The organism is Aliidiomarina shirensis (assembly GCF_003987345.1).
GTDB classification, from domain to species: Bacteria; Pseudomonadota; Gammaproteobacteria; order Enterobacterales; family Alteromonadaceae; genus Aliidiomarina; species Aliidiomarina shirensis.
Window position 1 is genome coordinate 437,245 of sequence record NZ_PIPP01000002.1, and the last position, 16,159, is coordinate 453,403.

The 16,159-nt window shown below is 47.7% G+C and carries 15 protein-coding genes; 3 read left to right on the forward strand and 12 right to left on the reverse strand.

Annotated elements, in window-relative coordinates:
- Positions 1-17 precede the first annotated feature (17 nt).
- Together CWE13_RS06075 and yacG are read left to right on the forward strand one after the other, a co-directional pair.
- Complete coding sequence (locus tag CWE13_RS06075) at positions 18-764, forward strand: cell division protein ZapD (protein WP_126806852.1); 747 nt, start codon at positions 18-20, stop codon at positions 762-764.
- Between the two features lie 28 nt (positions 765-792).
- A complete protein-coding gene (gene yacG / locus CWE13_RS06080; protein ID WP_126806854.1) occupies positions 793-987 on the forward strand; it encodes a DNA gyrase inhibitor YacG in 195 nt (64 codons plus the stop codon).
- Positions 988-999: 12 nt separating this feature from the next.
- Here the strand turns inward: yacG and mutT are convergent, their stop codons facing one another.
- From mutT to CWE13_RS06095, 3 genes are all read right to left on the reverse strand, one after another.
- On the reverse strand, positions 1,000-1,410 hold the full coding sequence (gene mutT, locus CWE13_RS06085) for an 8-oxo-dGTP diphosphatase MutT (protein ID WP_126806856.1): 411 nt from the start codon (positions 1,408-1,410) through the stop codon (positions 1,000-1,002).
- A gap of 41 nt (positions 1,411-1,451) precedes the next feature.
- On the reverse strand, positions 1,452-4,163 hold the full coding sequence (gene secA, locus CWE13_RS06090) for a preprotein translocase subunit SecA (RefSeq protein ID WP_126806857.1): 2,712 nt from the start codon (positions 4,161-4,163) through the stop codon (positions 1,452-1,454).
- 92 nt (positions 4,164-4,255) lie between these two features.
- The gene (locus tag CWE13_RS06095; protein WP_126806859.1) at positions 4,256-5,185 is read right to left on the reverse strand and encodes a M23 family metallopeptidase; all 930 of its coding nucleotides are present in this window, start codon (positions 5,183-5,185) and stop codon (positions 4,256-4,258) included.
- A gap of 29 nt (positions 5,186-5,214) precedes the next feature.
- Between CWE13_RS06095 and CWE13_RS06100 the strand changes: the two genes are divergently transcribed.
- Entirely contained in the window at positions 5,215-5,520 is a 306-nt protein-coding gene (locus tag CWE13_RS06100; RefSeq protein ID WP_126806861.1) for a DciA family protein, read from the forward strand.
- A gap of 37 nt (positions 5,521-5,557) precedes the next feature.
- On the opposite strand, the gene lpxC is transcribed toward CWE13_RS06100, so the two are convergent.
- From lpxC to murD, 9 genes are all read right to left on the reverse strand, one after another.
- Positions 5,558-6,472: a UDP-3-O-acyl-N-acetylglucosamine deacetylase gene (gene lpxC / locus CWE13_RS06105; protein ID WP_126806863.1), complete on the reverse strand. Its 915-nt coding sequence runs from the start codon at positions 6,470-6,472 to the stop codon at positions 5,558-5,560.
- 270 nt (positions 6,473-6,742) lie between these two features.
- Positions 6,743-7,903: a cell division protein FtsZ gene (gene ftsZ / locus CWE13_RS06110; RefSeq protein WP_126807338.1), complete on the reverse strand. Its 1,161-nt coding sequence runs from the start codon at positions 7,901-7,903 to the stop codon at positions 6,743-6,745.
- Between the two features lie 74 nt (positions 7,904-7,977).
- Positions 7,978-9,195 carry a cell division protein FtsA gene (gene ftsA, locus CWE13_RS06115; protein WP_241973653.1) on the reverse strand — a complete coding sequence of 406 codons (1,218 nt, stop codon included), beginning with the start codon at positions 9,193-9,195 and terminating at the stop codon, positions 7,978-7,980.
- 66 nt (positions 9,196-9,261) lie between these two features.
- Positions 9,262-10,023, reverse strand: coding sequence for a cell division protein FtsQ/DivIB (locus CWE13_RS06120; protein ID WP_126806864.1), 762 nt, complete (start codon positions 10,021-10,023; stop codon positions 9,262-9,264).
- Between the two features lies 1 nt (position 10,024).
- Entirely contained in the window at positions 10,025-10,948 is a 924-nt protein-coding gene (locus CWE13_RS06125; protein ID WP_126806866.1) for a D-alanine--D-alanine ligase, read from the reverse strand.
- Positions 10,945-12,411 (reverse strand): UDP-N-acetylmuramate--L-alanine ligase, encoded by a 1,467-nt coding sequence (murC, locus tag CWE13_RS06130; RefSeq protein ID WP_126806868.1) that lies wholly within the window; start codon positions 12,409-12,411, stop codon positions 10,945-10,947. Before murC ends, CWE13_RS06125 begins: the two co-directional genes overlap by 4 nt.
- Complete coding sequence (murG, locus tag CWE13_RS06135) at positions 12,408-13,550, reverse strand: undecaprenyldiphospho-muramoylpentapeptide beta-N-acetylglucosaminyltransferase (RefSeq protein ID WP_126806870.1); 1,143 nt, start codon at positions 13,548-13,550, stop codon at positions 12,408-12,410. The genes murC and murG overlap by 4 nt, the downstream gene beginning before the upstream one ends.
- Positions 13,550-14,815: a cell division protein FtsW gene (gene ftsW / locus CWE13_RS06140; RefSeq protein WP_126806872.1), complete on the reverse strand. Its 1,266-nt coding sequence runs from the start codon at positions 14,813-14,815 to the stop codon at positions 13,550-13,552. Before ftsW ends, murG begins: the two co-directional genes overlap by 1 nt.
- Positions 14,802-16,157: a UDP-N-acetylmuramoyl-L-alanine--D-glutamate ligase gene (gene murD, locus CWE13_RS06145; RefSeq protein WP_126806874.1), complete on the reverse strand. Its 1,356-nt coding sequence runs from the start codon at positions 16,155-16,157 to the stop codon at positions 14,802-14,804. Before murD ends, ftsW begins: the two co-directional genes overlap by 14 nt.
- Positions 16,158-16,159 lie beyond the last annotated feature (2 nt).

Genomic DNA, 16,159 nt, shown 5'->3' on the forward strand with positions numbered 1-16,159 from the left:
CTAATTAGAAGAAGAAAATGGCCTGGAAAACGTACGAACATCCGTTAGAAGAGCGGGTTCGGGTATATTTACGTATCGAAGCACTGCTCGACCAACTGGAACTTGCTGCTGAGCAAGTTACGCCAGTAAATTACCCATTGTTTTTTGGTGGTTTATTTAACCTTCTAGATTTACTCGACCGCACTGATACTCGCGCTGATTTAATTAAAGATCTCGAGCGCCGAGAAGCGAAATTACTAGCCTTTTTTAACCACCCCGATGTTGATCAACGGCGCTTGCAAGAAATTCACCAAGATGTTCGTGGTATTTTACAGGCGCTTTGTGAAGGCCGTAAGTTTGGTTATGCCCTGCGTGATCATCGTTTACTCGGCAATATTCGCCAACGCATGGGTATTATGGGTGGCCAATGCCATAACGAATTGCCTGATCTCCAGTATTGGCTACAAACCAGCGCTGCCGATCGCAGGCACGATGCGCACACCTGGCTCGAACAACTCAGTGTGCTACGTGATGCTTTGGCGATGGAAATGACCATGCTACGCGAGCAAACCAATTTCACACCGCTGGTTGCTGAAAATGGCAATTGGTTAGGTAACGAAGAGAAATTATCGATGCTGCGGGTTCGTGTTCCGGCCGAATTAGCTATTTATCCGCTTATCAGTGGGCACCGGCAACGGTATAATATTCGCTTCATGCATGCCGGAACGAGTGAACGTGCTGCATACCAAGAAGCTGTAAATTTTGAATTGGCGCGTTGTTTATAAACCGCGTTGTTTGTAAGGAAGTAATTTGATGTCGAAAGCAAAACCTATCACTGTAGCTTGCCCAACTTGCGAAAAAACTGTGGTTTGGGGTGCCGAATCTGAGTTCCGCCCATTCTGCAGTGAACGGTGCAAACTGATTGATTTAGGTGAATGGGCCTCGGAAGAAAAACGTATTCCTGGCGATGAATTGCCGCTACCCACAAATCAAGACGACGAGTTTTAAAACAAAAAGCTGCTAACCTCGCGCTAGCAGCTTTTCAACAACCTCAAGAATTGGCACATTCGCGGCCGGAAAATCAAGTGATTGTAACTTCGTTATATCAGCCCAGAGCCACTGTTGGCCCTCGTTGGCCTGCACCTCGCCGTGAAAGCGTGTTACCTGCCACACATCTAACAACACCTGCTTATCACCATAATTATGGCTTACGCTCAATAACGGCTCAGCGCTATCAACATGTAAATTGAGCTCTTCATGCAGCTCACGATCCAATGCGCTTAGTAAGGTTTCACCCGCTTCAACTTTGCCGCCGGGAAACTCCCACAAACCACCTTGATGCTGATGTTCTGCACGCTTACTAATGAGCACTTGAGCGGTGGTGTTTATCACCACCGCAACCGCTACATGAACTTGCTTTGCTTCTGGCAACTGCCACTCCTCTCAAGCATTTCCGACATTCTCGGAAAGGGTTAAGCAAGCTTACCGTGGCAATGCTTGTATTTTTTACCTGAGCCGCATGGACATGGTTCGTTACGGCCAACTTTCTCACCATCGCGAACTACCTGCTGGCCATCGCTACTCGTGCTTGCATCAGCTGAGCCAGGTGCACTTTCGTGCTGGAATTCACGTGGCGCTGATTGCTCAGCTTGCCGGCGCTTCTCTTCCATCTGCTCAACATCTTCTTCGGCACGTACGCGCACTTTACTTAAAATGCTGATTACTTCAGTTTTTAGCGCTTCGAGCATATCCGTGAACAAGTTATAGGCTTCACGCTTATATTCTTGTTTTGGATTCTTGTTTGCGTAACCACGCAAGTGAATACCTTGGCGCAGGTGATCCATAGCTGCCAAATGTTCTTTCCAATGGGAATCTAAGCTTTGTAGCATCACAGCTTTTTCGAAGTGACGAAGTACTTTTTCGCCAACTTGCTTCTCTTTCTCATCGTATGCGTTCACTACTTCTTCAAGAATTTTCTCGCGAAGTAATTCTTCAAACAGCTTATCGTCTTCATCGAGCCATTTTTGAATTGGCAAATCGAGATCGAAATCAGCACGTAAACGATCTTCTAAGCCTTCGATGTTCCACATTTCTTCAAGCGATTGCGGTGGAATATATTCATCAATAACGCGATTCATCACGTCTTCACGAATAACGCTGATGGTATCTTTAATATCATCACCATCAAGCAATTCGTTGCGCTGCTCGTATACCACTTTCCGTTGATCGTTCGCTACATCATCGTATTCAAGTAATTGCTTACGAATATCAAAGTTGCGCGCTTCAACTTTACGTTGTGCATTCTCAATCGCTTTTGTTACCCATGGATGCTCAATCGCTTCGCCAGGTTTCATGCCCAGGCGTTTCATCATGGTACCCATGCGTTCGGTGGCAAAGATGCGCATTAAGCTATCTTCTAACGACAAGTAGAAACGTGAGGAACCTGGATCGCCTTGACGACCCGCACGACCCCGAAGCTGATTATCGATACGGCGTGATTCATGACGCTCAGTACCAATAATATGCAAGCCGCCTGCCTCGATTACCGCGTTATGGCGTTCTTGCCACTTGTTGCGAATATCACTAATTTGCGCATCGGTAGGCTCTTCGATGGCTGCAATTTCAGCCTGCCAGCTACCGCCCAATACGATATCGGTACCACGGCCTGCCATGTTCGTAGCGATAGTAACCGCACCTGCCTGACCAGCTTGGGCGATGATTTCCGCTTCTTGAGCGTGGAATTTCGCGTTTAGAACTTTGTGTTTAATCTTTTCTTTCTTCAATAAACGGGCTACCAGCTCAGAGCTTTCAATTGAGCTTGTACCTACTAAAATAGGCCGGCCTGCATCACGTTGTTCGCGGATATCTTCAATAATTGCGGCGTACTTTTCTTCACCCGTTAAGAAGATTAAATCAGGATGATCATCCCGAATCATGGTTTTGTTAGTAGGTACCACTACCGTTTCCAAACCATAAATAGATTGGAATTCGAATGCTTCCGTATCGGCAGTACCTGTCATGCCCGCTAATTTATCGTAGAGGCGGAAGTAATTCTGAAAGGTAATAGAAGCCAGGGTTTGGTTCTCGTTCTGAATTTTTACGCCTTCTTTTGCTTCAACCGCTTGGTGTAAGCCTTCAGACCAACGGCGCCCTTCCATCGTACGGCCGGTGTGCTCATCAACAATGATAATTTCATCATCTTTTACGATGTAATCAACATCACGATGGAACAAGTGATGCGCGCGTAACGCAGCATTCACGTGGTGCAATAATGAGATGTTGGTTGCGGAATACAAAGAATCTTCACTGGAAAGCAAGCCATTTTCTTGCAGCATCTCTTCAATGTGCTCTTGGCCGTGCTCAGTAAGGTATAACTGCCGTGCTTTCTCATCGATAGTGAAATCGCCTGGCTCTGCATCATCGGCTAGCTCTTCTGGCTGACGCTTCAATTGCGGCACCAATGCGTTGATGCGGCGATAAAGATCTGAAGAATCTTCTGCTGGTCCTGAGATAATCAATGGCGTGCGCGCTTCATCAATTAAGATAGAATCCACTTCATCGACAATCGCATAGTACAAATCGCGTTGTACTCGCTCGTCTTTCGTGAACGCCATGTTATCGCGTAAATAATCGAAGCCAAATTCATTGTTGGTGCCGTACAAAATATCGCAGGCGTAGGCGTCTTTCTTATCATTCGGGCGCATACCCGCAACGTTCACACCTACAGTTAAACCTAAGAATTCAAAGAACGGGCGGCTAGATTCAGCATCACGGCGCGCAAGATAATCGTTCACAGTAATAATGTGCACGCCACGGCCGGTTAACGCGTTTAAGTATGCAGGTAGCAACGCAGTTAGGGTTTTACCTTCACCGGTACGCATTTCGGCGATGCGATGTTCATTCAAGATAATGCCACCGATTAGCTGCACATCAAACGGCCGCATTTCGAGTGTCCGCTTGCTCGCTTCACGAGCCACCGCAAAGGCTTCTGGCAACATACTCTCGATGGTTTCGCCTTGCGCTAAGCGCTCCTTGAATTCACCAGTTTTTGCACGCAGCTCTTCTTCACTCAGCTTTTCTAAATCAGCTTCCATACCGTTGATACGATCAACTAGCTTGCGGGTTCCGCGAATAACTCGGTCGTTACGGCTACCTAAAATACGTTTGAATAGACTACCTAACATGTGGATTCAAATTCCTATAAGATTTATTTTCAGAGTTCGAAAAAATAAAACGGCACCACAATCGGGTGCCGAATATTGCGCCCTAACCGCTACTATTCTCCAGGCATTTGCCGAAGTACATAGCGCGCTGGATTAACGTGTTTGCCGTTTTCCAATATTTCGTAGTGCACGTGAGGCCCGGTTGAGCGGCCTAAGTTACCCACCTCGGCAATCGCTTGCCCGCGTGTTACTACATCACCTACCTGCACATTGATAGAGCGCATGTGGCCATAACGAGTGCGTAAACCTGCACCGTGATCAATTTCAATCAGTTTACCATACCCTGCACGCCGACCTGCAAAAGTTACGATGCCTGCACCAGTAGCCACGATAGCTGAACCTTCCGGCGCTGCGTAATCAATTCCTCGGTGCATGGTTGGGTTGCCGTGGAAGGGATCTTTGCGTACGCCATATTGCGAAGATAACCACCCTTCCTGCACCGGGCGCCCAACAATGAAGCGCTCATCTTCTATATGGTGATTCAACATCAAAGATTCAAGTAGGCTGAGTTGTTTCTGACGGCTAGAAATTTGCTCTAAGGCTAAATCAATGTCGGCAAGGAGCTGATGTTCCGCTACAACCGGCCATTCCGCCATAATTTGATCAGGGCCACCCACCGGTAAAGATTGGCTAAAATCAAATTCTCCAGAATCGAGTTGAGCCGCTGTCGCTAAACGTTGGCCCAGAGCTTCTAAGCGCATTATTTGCGCTTGTAGATCACCGAGCTTCATCGTGAGGGCAGTAAGTTCGCGTTGTGCTTGCAAGCGAACATCTTGCACCGCTTCGGCTTGCATAGCCAAAGCGCGTTGCTCTTGCTGTATTTTCTCTTGCACCACTAACTTGTTGCTGCTTAAACCTTGCCATGGTTGTATATAGGCAATAGCTAAGAACAATGAAATGCCAAGAAGTGACAAGAGCCGACGCTGGCTAAAGCGAAGTTTCATGCGGATTTTCTTGCCGCGGTATATAATGGCTAGACTCATGCAAATTCCTGAATAAAAGTGCGAAATATATGCTAAACCGACCACCCAAATCAGTACAAGAACTACTTTCAAAAGGCAGCCTTGCTAAGCTTCAGAAGAAAGACGCTAAAAGTTCTCGTTTGCAGGCGCTTTGGGTACAAACAGTTCCGGCTGATCTTGCTGCCAACTCTCGCTGTTTTGCGGTACAGGGGCAAACACTTGTAATTTACGCCAGAAATGGTTCCTGGTCGACCCGTATTCGTTTGCTACAGGCTCATATTATGAATAAATTCCGAGAATATCCAGATGCGCAAATTCGCAGCCTCGATATCCAAATAAAACCAACGCTTAAATAGCAAAAAAGGCCGCTCATTACCGTAGCGGCCTTTTAATTTATGCTAACACCGGATTGAGATAGCTTATCGGTGCCTCTGCACTTGGTTCTTCAAAGGTTACGAATTCCCAAGCCTCTTGCTGTTGCATTAACGCAACAAGCAGTTTGTTATTGAGTGCATGGCCTGATTTAAAAGCACGCAGGTGGCCTAAAATGCTATGGCCGCCCATGTATAAATCGCCTACTGCATCTAGAATTTTGTGCTTTACGAATTCATCATCGTAACGCAAACCATCGGTATTTAAGATGCGGAAATCATCAAGCACTACAGCGTTATCAAAACCGCCGCCAAGCGCTAAGTTATTTGCACGCAAATGTTCGATGTCTTTCATGAAACCAAAAGTTCTTGCGCGGCTAATATCGCGAATAAAGCTTTGGCTGCTGAAATCCATGGATACAACTTGGTTTGTGCCAGCTATTGCCGGATGATCGAAATCAATAGCGAAGTCGATTTTGAAGCCCTTGTGGGGTAACAATTCGGCCCATTTATCGTCTTCTTCCACACGAATTGGCTGTTTCACTTTAATGAAACGCTTAGCTTTTGCTTGCTCTTGAACGCCAGCTGATTGCAATAGGTAGATAAACGGATGTGAACTACCATCCATAATTGGGATCTCGTGAGAATCAACTTCCACGATCAAGTTATCAATACCCATACCAGCAATAGCTGCAAGCAAATGCTCTACAGTTGAGATACGCACGTTGTCATCGTTAATTAAGCACGTGCACATACGCGTATCTTTCACCAACTCTGGTGATGCTTTAATTTCAACCATAGGATTCAGATCAGAACGGCGGAATACGATCCCCGTATCTGGCGCAGCAGGCCGCAACACTAGATTGACCTTATTACCTTTGTGCAGGCCAACACCAGTAGTTGCAATCATTTGCTTGATTGTGCGCTGTTTAATCATAACTGAATCCTCCATCATCTCGATGACGATGCTCTTTCTTGGGCCTGTAACCGACGTTTTCGCTTACAAACCCACCATTTAATCTGCATTTCCCCACTATCTGCTGATATTTCATACAGCGTCTAGCTACGGGTAAAGGGGCAATACTATACCAAATGATAAAGCACTGGTCAATCCAGATAATTCAACCCTCTATTTAACCCAAGGTATTCTCAGAACACGAAAATACCAAACATTAAATACCGATTTTTATTTGTGTTTGCGCCGATATTAATCTGCTTGCCGGCGCAAAAACGCTGGGATATCTAAAATGTCAGGTTCACCTGTTTTCCGAGCACTGCGTTCTTCCAACTCGAATTCAAGTTCTTCATCCATTTTTGGCGCTGTTGCCTGACGTTGTGAATAACCACCAGAGCTTGGGCGAGACGCCGCTTGTTCAGCCTTTTTCTCAACCAGCGAGATATCCGGCTTACGTTCTGCGCCAATACCCGTTGCAACAACCGTTACCCGCATTTCATCAGACATTTCCATATCGATTACAGTACCCACGATCACCGTTGCATTCTCAGATGCAAACGAGCGAATCACACTACCTACTGTTTCGAATTCATCAATGCCCATATCCATACCAGCAGTAACGTTTACTAATACGCCACGTGCGCCAGAAAGATCGATATCTTCCAATAATGGGCTGTTGATTGCCATTTGTGCCGCTTCTTGCGCACGATCTGGGCCACTTGCTACGCCAGTACCCATCATTGCCGTACCCATTTCACGCATTACCGCTTGCACATCGGCGAAATCGACGTTGATTAAGCCTTGGCGTGTAATTAGGTCAGCAATACCTTGCACTGCACCCATCAATACGTTGTTAGCGGCACCAAAGGCATCCAGTAAAGAGGTACCTTTACCTAAAACTTTCAACAGTTTTTCATTTGGAATGGTGATTAATGAATCAACATGTTTGCTCAGTTGCGCGATACCTTCATCGGCAGCCGCCATCCGCTTTTTACCTTCAAACGGGAATGGCTTAGTTACTACCGCGATAGTAAGAATGCCAAGCTCTTTGGCAATTTCAGCCACAACAGGCGCTGCACCCGTACCGGTACCACCGCCCATACCCGCGGCGATAAAGATCATATCTGCGCCTTCAAGCTGACGCGCGATCTCTTCGCGGTTTTCTTCAGCCGAAATGCGGCCGATTTCTGGGTTTGCACCAGCACCTAAACCTTTGGTTACTTCGCTACCTAATTGCACGAGCACATCTGCATCGTGCTTGCGCAGTGCTTGTGCATCTGTGTTTGCCGCAATAAAACGAACGCCTTCGATTTTTTGCGAAACCATATGTTGCACGGCGTTACCGCCGCCACCACCAACGCCGATGACCTTAATCACCGCATCAGCTTCAAAATCGTCCTTTATTTCAAACATATTCATAATAATTACCTCTCCACTTACCCGTATTTTCTGTTGTTACCCCAAAAATTGCAAAGTTTCTTACTACTTTAAAATTCGCCTCGGAACCAGCTTTGCAAACGCTGGAACCATTGTCCCCAATGAGGCTTTTGGCTACGTTGCCGTTCTTCTTGCTGCTCGTTGAGCATAATCTGGCCAAAACGCAGCAATCCTACGCTCGTTGCGTATTCAGGATCATTCACGTAATCACTTAAACCCTTGATTCCGATTGGTGTTCCGAGCCGTACTGGCATTTGAAACACTTCTTCAGCAAACTCTACCGCGCCTTCCATTTTTGCGGTGCCGCCGGTTAATACCACACCCGCCGCTATTTGTTCTTCTAAACCACTGCCGTAAATCTCATCTCGGATCAGTTCAAACAATTCTTGATACCGTGGCTCAACCACTTCCGCCAGCGTATGCCGTGACATCGAACGTGCTGGTCGGCCACCCACGGAAGGCACATCAATATTGTCTTCCATGCTCACCATTTGCCGTAATGCGCAGGCATATTGCACTTTAATTTCTTCAGCGTGGCTTAACGGCGTACGGAAAATCTTAGCGATATCATTGGTTACTTGGTTACCCGCAACTGGAATCACGGCTGTATGGCGCAATACACCGCCACTAAAAATGCTGATATCGATCGTACCAGCGCCCATATCAACAAGAGCTACACCGAGTTCGCGTTCATCTTCTGTAAGTGCGGCGTGGCTTGAAGCCAAAGCCGAAAACACTAGGGTTTCTACTTTTAAATCACAACGCTCAACTGCTTTAACAATGTTGCGTGCCATATCGTTGGCGCATGTGATCATGTGCACTCGGGCTTCCATGCGCACGCCCGACATACCTACAGGGCTTTTAATACTCTCTTGCGAATCAATAACAAATTCTTGTGGTAGCACGTGCAAAATCCGGCGTTCTTGTGCAATCGGCACTGATTTCGCGGCATGAATCACGCTATCAACATCATCCTGCGTTACTTCGGCATCATTAATTGGCACCATGCCATCTTCGTTCTGGCAGGCTACATGGCGGCCAGAAATATTTAGATACACCGTGGAAACGTTGCAATCGGCCATCAATTCCGCTTCATTCACCGCACGTTGAATCGATTGCACCACGAGGTTCAAATCGTTCACACCGCCCTTATCCATGCCACGGGCAGGCGTTACGCCAACACCGATAACATTGATGTCTCCGTCCGGCAAAATCTCGCCAATCAGTGCTGTCACTTTGCTCGTGCCAACATCGAGGCTCACGATCATGTTGTCATTGTCATTTTTTGCGATCACAGCTCTCTCACTTACCTTTAACCACGTATTTTGCAAAAGTTATTCGCCATCTGGCTGCTCTTTCCAGCCAATTGCGATACCGGTGTCGTAACGTAAATCTGCGTAGGCCACCGCCTTGTCGCTTTCTTCTTGTATTAGCGGGTACAAATCTAAAAACCGCTGAATTCTTTCTAATCGCGCTTCCCGCCCTAACTGCAACTCAATGCCATTATCAAGCCACAAACGAACCGAAAAACGTTCACTTAACGCAATCCGGGTAATGGCATAATCGTGAATCGCCAGCAATTCAGAAATACGCTGATATTGCCGTAAAACTTCATCTTCTGCCGCTTCCGGTCCCGCAAAATGCGGAACCTTACCGCGAATCACATCCGGGTCGGCGGCAAACACTTCACCGTAACGATTCATTACCCAATCTTCGTTCCAAATACCCACGGGCTCTTGTTCAACTAAAAATACCCGTAGCCGCTGTGGCCATTCTTTTCTAACTGAAGCCGAGTACACCCAAGGTAAGGCCTCAATCCGATTGCGAATTTCATCAACATCCGCAGTAAAAAAACTACCTACTTCGCCAGCTATAATCGCGCTTAACACCTCATCATCCGCAGTGTGCACCCGCTCACCTTGAATAATGACACCCTCTAAAGGCACTTGCTCTGCATCGGTTATCCAATCAAGCAACTGATAGCTGCCAATCAAAAAACCCAGCACGATTACAACAAATACTGCAATCCCAGCTATGAATTCCCAACGGCTTGGCGTGTTTTCCGCCTCGGTTTCTGTAACCGCCGCTGCCGCCATATCAAGCGTCCAACGTTGTTGCCAAAACCTTTAGTACCAAAGCAGAAAACGACATTCCTACTTGCTTTGCAGCCATGGGTACTAAACTTTTCGTTGTCATTCCAGGTACGGTGTTGAGTTCCAGCAACTGCAATTGGCCATTGCTATTCATCATCATATCCACCCGGCCCCAGCTTTTGCAGCCAACGGCGTTAAATGCCGCTACAGCTAAATCTCGCACTTTCTGTTCTTGTTCTTCTGGAAGCTCAGCCGGACAAATATACTGGGTGCTGTTGTCTTGGTATTTCGCCGCGTAATCGTAAAATGCATTTGGCGTTTGCACCTTAATCGCTGGCAATGCTTCACCATCTAATACAGCAACCGTATATTCCGGGCCGCTCAACCACGTTTCTACCAACATATCGCCATCGAACCGCGCCGCTTCTTTTAACGCTGCGGCAAGTTCATCAGCCGTGCGCGCCATGCCCATACCAATGCTGCTGCCTTCATGGGCTGGCTTCACCATTACTTTGCCGCCTAAACGTGCCAAAAGCGCCGCGCAATCTACCGAACCAAGGTCGTTGGCTGATACGGTCGAGGCCGCGGCCGTTGGTAAACCTAACCCATGCCAGAGCGCCTTCGTTTTGCTTTTGTCCATGGTGAGCGCACAGGCCAAAATACCACTACCGGTATACGGAATATCCATTACTTCCAGCACGGCTTGCACTTGCCCATCTTCGCCGCCACGGCCATGCAAAGCGATGAATACACGATCTACATCTAATTCGGCGAGCCCAAACAAAGGCTGCTCAGCCGGATCAAATAAGAAAGCATCCACGCCCTCATCACAAAGGGCTTGCAAAATAGCAGCACCCGAACGCAACGAAACCTCACGTTCTGCAGAGTTACCACCGGCTAATACAGCTACTTTGCCAAATGCTTTCATGATGCTACTCCAAACTGCTTCATCCGCTCTTTATCTAACTGCAATTCGTTTAATATCTTGGCCAAACCACCAACATTTCCAGCGCCCTGCGTTAGCACAATATCGCCAGGCTGCATTAATTCTGCTAACCGTTCTGGCAACTGCTCTACATCTTTCACATACACGGGATCAACTTTACCGCGTTGGCGAATTGAGCGGCATAACGCTCGGCTATCGGCATTTGCCACCGGCTCCTCACCCGCGCTATATACTTCTAGCATTACCAATGCATCTACTTCACTTAGCACATCGACGAAATCCTCATACAGATCCCGTGTACGGCTATAACGATGTGGCTGAAAGCACATTACCAATCGGCGCTCTGGCCAACCTGCTTTAGTAGCTCGGATCGTTGCCGCCACTTCCGATGGATGATGACCGTAATCATCAACCAGCAACACATCACCATCTTCACAAGCAAAACTACCGTATTGCTGAAAACGGCGGCCAATGCCCTCAAATTTCGCCAATGCCGCGATAATCGCAGCATCCTCGATCCCTTCGTCGGTAGCCACGGCAATTGCCGCTAACGCATTCAGTGCGTTGTGTTTACCGGGTAAGTTCAACTCAATCGGGAGCGGTGCCATGCCTTTGCGCAACACCACAAATTTACTGAGATTTCCAGTTTGTTGGTACTCACTTGCGCGAACATCCGCATGCTCCGAGAAGCCATACGTAGTAATTTGCCGACCCACGCGCGTTAGCAAACCTGAAATCGTTGGATCATCAACGCACATCACTGCCAAACCGTAAAACGGCAAATTGTGCAGAAACTCGATGTAGGTATCTTGCATGCGGTTGAAATCACCTTCGTAGGTGTCCATGTGGTCCGCTTCAATGTTGGTCACCACTGCAACCATTGGCTGCAAGTGCAAGAACGACGCATCACTTTCATCCGCTTCTGCAATTAAATACTTACTGCTACCCAACCGTGCATTTGTGCCTGCACTATTCAACAAGCCACCAATCACAAAGGTGGGATCGCGCTCAGCTTCGGCAAAAATACTCGCAATCAAGCTCGTGGTTGTGGTTTTGCCATGCGTGCCCGAAATCGCAATGCCATGGCGAAAGCGCATTAATTCAGCAAGCATTTCAGCGCGCCGAACTACCGGTATGAGAAGCTCGCGCGCCGCCTCAAGCTCTGGGTTGTTCGCTTTTATCGCCGTAGAAACCACAATCACATTGGCGCTACTTACATTGTGCGCGCTATGACCGATCGCCACTTCCGCTCCCAACCCACGTAACCGCATAGTACTGGCGTTCTCGGCAATATCAGAACCCGATACTTGGTAACCTTGATTCAGCAATACCTCAGCAATACCCGCCATGCCCGCGCCGCCAATACCCACAAAGTGGATTCGGCGTACTCGACGCATTTCCGGTACCGTTACAATGGTAAATGCTTGCTCTTTAGCTACTGTCATAGATCTTTTGGTTCCGTTTCTTTAGCTTCTACTACGTTAGCCGTATTCAACGGCTCTAAAAATGCTTCACAAACCGCAACAATGCGTTCTACAGCATCAATGTTTGCGCTGTTTTTTGCGGCCAACTGCATAACTTCCAGCTGTTCTGGGTTTGCCAATAATTTTTCTAGTTGGTTTATCAACCAAGCTTCCGTTAAATCCGTTTGCTGAACCAATACGCCAGCACCTGTGCTGCTTAACGCTTTTGCATTTTCAGTTTGATGATCATCTACCGCATGCGGGTATGGCACCAAAATAGCTGGCTTTCCGGCGGCGCATAATTCGGCAACGGTTAACGCTCCTGCCCGGCAAATCACAATATCGGCCCACGCATACGCTGCGGCCATATCGCTAATAAATTCGGCTACTTCTACCTTTACAGCATTATTCTCTGCTGTAGTGCCGTAAGCCTGTTGCACTTCAGCAACATTGCCTTTTCCCACCTGATGGTGAACGCTTAAGGTTCGCCCGTGCTGAGCGCTTTGCAAGTGGCTTAATGCTTCCGGCACCAACTTATTCAAATACGCTGCACCCAAACTTCCGCCTACTACGAGTACCTGTAATTCGGCACCCATTTGCTTTACTGGTTCCGCATGCAACGCCGCTATTTCACTGCGCACTGGGTTGCCAACAACCTCAGCTTTAGCGAGGTATTTTTGCGCCCCAGAAAAACCGAGCAGCGTACGCGTTGCGAAGCGCTCAAGCAACCGATTTGTTAAGCCTGGGATTGCGTTCTGCTCGTGAATAACAAGCGGAATTCCCTTGCTCCAAGCGGCCACCCCAGCAGGGCCTGCGGTGTAGCCACCGAACCCTAAAACCAGCGCTGGCTTTTCCTTTACTAATAATTTTCGACATGCCCAAATGCTCTTACATAAGCGAAATGGTGCAGCCAATAAACTCAGCTTACTTTTTCCGCGTAATCCTTGCTGCTGCATACCGATAAAACGAAAACCATGCGCCGGCACAACGTCAGATTCCATTCGATCTTTGGTGCCCAGCCAAGTAATGTTATGGCCTTTCGCCGCTAGTGCTTTGGCTACAGCTAGTGCAGGAAATACGTGGCCACCTGTTCCGCCGGCACTAATCAAAACATGGCTCATCACGCACCCCCGCGGGCTTTGCGCCGCACACGTTTAGGGCCTTGCTGAGCCGCTTCACCGGCCGAGCGTGCTAAGCGATAACCCGTTCGCACTTCGTAATCAATGCGCAACAATATAGCTACCGCCGCCATGGTAATAATTAAGCTACTACCGCCATAACTTAATAATGGCAGTGTTAAACCTTTGGTAGGGATTAGGCCCGAAGCCGCCCCCACGTTTACACCCACTTGAAATGCAAACCAAATACCAATGCCCTGCGCCATATAACCAGAGAATGGCCGCTTTTGCCGTAACGCCCGTTGCCCCAACAAAAGCGCTTTAATAACCAATACAAAGCTAATGGCGATTACCGACAGCACACCCATAAAACCGAGTTCTTCGCCGATCACCGATAAAATAAAATCAGTGTGCGCCTCAGGCAGATACTGTAGCTTTTGTACGCTGTTGCCTAACCCTTGGCCAAACCAATCACCGCGGCCAAATGCCATGAGCGATTGTGTGAGCTGATAGCCACTATTAAATGGGTCATCCCACGGATCCATAAAGCTCGCTACACGCGCCATCCGATAGGGCTCGAACATAATCAACAGCACAAACGCAACTAACAGGGTGATGACCAACGAAATGAACTGAATCATCTTCGCGCCCGCAATCCATAACATGCCTACAGCGGTTACCCCAAGCACGATTACCGAGCCCAAATCCGGTTGCATCAACAACAAGATCGTTAAGATCCCGAGAACAAATAACGCTTTAATAAACCCGCGCCAGTTTTTCCGAACTTCATCGTAACGACGATCCAAATAGCTGGCTAAATAGATAACGAAGAATAGCTTTGCCAGCTCCGCCACCTGTAACGTTAACGGCCCTACTTTTATCCAACGCGTTGCACCATTTACCGTGTGCCCAGCAAATAGAACAACCACCAATAGCAACAAGGCCAACAAACATAACGTACCGCTAAATTGCTGCCATTTGGCCACTGGTATCATGGTGACAATTATCGCCGCACAAGTGCCAAGCACTAAGTAGACACTGTGACGAATTACAAAATGAAACGGATTACCGGTTAAACGTTCGCCCACGGGTAACGATGCCGAAGCAACCATTACCAAGCCGAAGCCTATTAGCAAAATAGATAACCACAACAACTGGCGATCATATAGCTGATAGGAGGTTGAGCCTTGGAATAACCCGGTAAATTGCTGCCAAAGGTTACTCTGGGCGCTAATCTCAAGTTCTAATTGCGGTTCAGCTGAGCGCATACCAAGCCTCCACCGCTTCTCGGAACTTCTGCCCACGTTCGGCATAGTTCTTAAACATATCTAAGCTTGCACATGCTGGAGAAAGTAATACCACGCTATCTTTTGTAGCTTCTTTCGCGGCATACGCCACAGCTTCATTTAAGCTGTGTACTTTGCGGCTTCTCGCTTTCTGTTCCGCAATTTTATCGCCATCACGACCTAAAGTTATCAGCACATCCACTTGTTCTAATGAATCTTTCAGCACCGACAAATCGGCACCTTTCGCATCGCCACCGGCAATCAGAATAAGCTTACCTTTCACGCTTGCGCGAAGGCCTTCAATTGCCGCAATCGTTGCGCCAGGGTTGGTAGCTTTGCTGTCGTCAATCCAGCGCACGTGCTCAAACTCACCAACCAACTCACAGCGATGAGGCAACGATTTATAGCCTTTTAAACCTGCTACTGCCTCTACTAACGTAACGCCTAGCGCTTGCGCCAAAGCAATAGCAACTTGAACGTTTAATATATTGTGAATGCCTTGAATTGGCAGATCACTTTCTTTAATAAAAGGCTCGTTAGCGTAAGTAAGTGCTAACTCTCCTTTTGCTCTGGTGATACCAAAATCTTTTGCTGCATCTGTGCTACCAAAACTAATCAGCTGCATGCCTTTGCGCCGAAATAGCGGTTTGGTTTTACTATCATCACGATTCCAAATACATAACTTCGTATGTTGATAAATACGGTGCTTTGCGCGCTCATAAGCGCGTTCGTCATCGTAGCGGTCGAGATGATCGGAAGTTATATTTAAAATCGTTGCAGCAGTGAGCTGCAATGAATTCACTAGTTCCAATTGAAAGCTCGATAGCTCAAGCACATAGCAATCGGCTTTTTTCGCATCAGGCAATAAGCTATCTAATACCGGTGTGCCGATGTTGCCAGCCGCTACTGCATTCATGCCACAACGGCGCAGGATATGCGTAGTGAGTTCTACTACTGTTGATTTGCCATTGGAACCGGTAACGCCGACCACCGGCACTTTCACCTGCCATGCAAACAACTCAATATCTGAAATCATTTCAACGCCAGCATCCGCAGCCATATCGAGCATCGTATCGCGGCGATCAATGCCCGGGCTTACCAGCAACAGATCCGATTGCAACAAGTGCTCAAGTTGCAAGGGTCCAAAATAGGTTTCGCATTGCGCCGCGACATCGGGAGCATCGAGTAATCCCGGCGGCTGTTTGCGGGTATCCAGAACTATTGGTTTGATGCCTAACGAGAGCAAATAACGCGCGCACGAAACACCAGTAAGGCCGAAACCTAATACCGTTATTGTGTTTAAATCGCGCAAGTGTCGTTGCATCA